We start from the raw sequence: 977 nt of genomic DNA, 5'->3' as shown, positions 1-977 counted from the left end.
CGACGACGACCTGGCCGAGGTCACCGCCGCCCAGGTCCGCCGGGTCGTCACCGACCTGGTCGAGGGCGGGCAATGGGAGGCGGGCGATCCGGATGTCCTGGTGGTCTTCGATGCCGGCTACGACGCCCCGCGCATGGCCTACCTCCTGGCCGGCCTGCCCGTGGAAGTGCTGGGGCGGATGCGTGCCGACCGCGTGATGCGCCGACCCGTGCCTGACACCTGGACCCAGCCCCGCCAGGGCGGACGCCCGCCGAAGCACGGCGAGGAGTTCCGCTTCGCCCGCCCGGAGACCTGGGGCGAACCGGACGTGGAGACCACGACCGTGACCGACCGCTACGGCACCGCGCAGACCATGGCGTTCGACCGCCTCCACCCGAAGCTGACCACCCGCTCCGCATGGATCGACCACACCGACGAGCTTCCCGTCATCGAGGGCACGGTGATCCGCCTCCAGGTCGACCACCTGCCCGGCGGCCAGGACCCGCTGCCCGTCTGGCTCTGGTCCTCCCGCACGGGCATGACCAGCAAGGACGTCGACCTGCGCTGGCAGGCATTCCTCCGCCGCTTCGACCTGGAGCACACCTTCCGCTTCGCCAAGCAGACGCTCGGCTGGACCCGCCCCAAACTCCGCACTCCCCAGGCCGCCGACCGGTGGACCTGGATCGTGATCGCCGCTCACACCCAGCTCCGCCTCACGCGCGGGGCCGCCGCAGACCTGCGCCGCCCCTGGGAGAAACCGACCGAGTCCGCCCGGCTCACCCCGGCCCGCGTCCGCCGCGGGTTCAGGAACATCCGCCCGCACCTGCACAATCCGGCTCGCGCACCGAAACCATCAACCCCCGGGCCAGGCAGGCCAGTTGGATCGAAGAATCGACGTCCCGCCACCCGCTACGACGTAGGCAAGACCACCAAACGCCCCGAGAGCATCACCGAACGCAACCAGCTCAAAGCTCGCAAAGGTTAAATTTCAAGCTCAG

Annotated in this window: 1 protein-coding gene; it reads left to right on the top strand. The window is 70.3% G+C overall.

Features of this window, described 5'->3' with window-relative positions; genetic code table 11:
* The coding region (locus I8N67_RS41695; RefSeq protein ID WP_200309589.1) for a transposase at window positions 1-964 on the top strand (964 nt) is incomplete at its 5' end.
* Window positions 965-977 lie beyond the last annotated feature (13 nt).

The organism is Streptomyces adelaidensis, assembly GCF_016598475.1.
GTDB classification, from domain to species: domain Bacteria; phylum Actinomycetota; class Actinomycetes; order Streptomycetales; family Streptomycetaceae; genus Streptomyces; species Streptomyces adelaidensis.
Note: the sequence above shows the minus strand (reverse complement) of the source record. Positions and strands in the feature narration are given on the sequence as shown.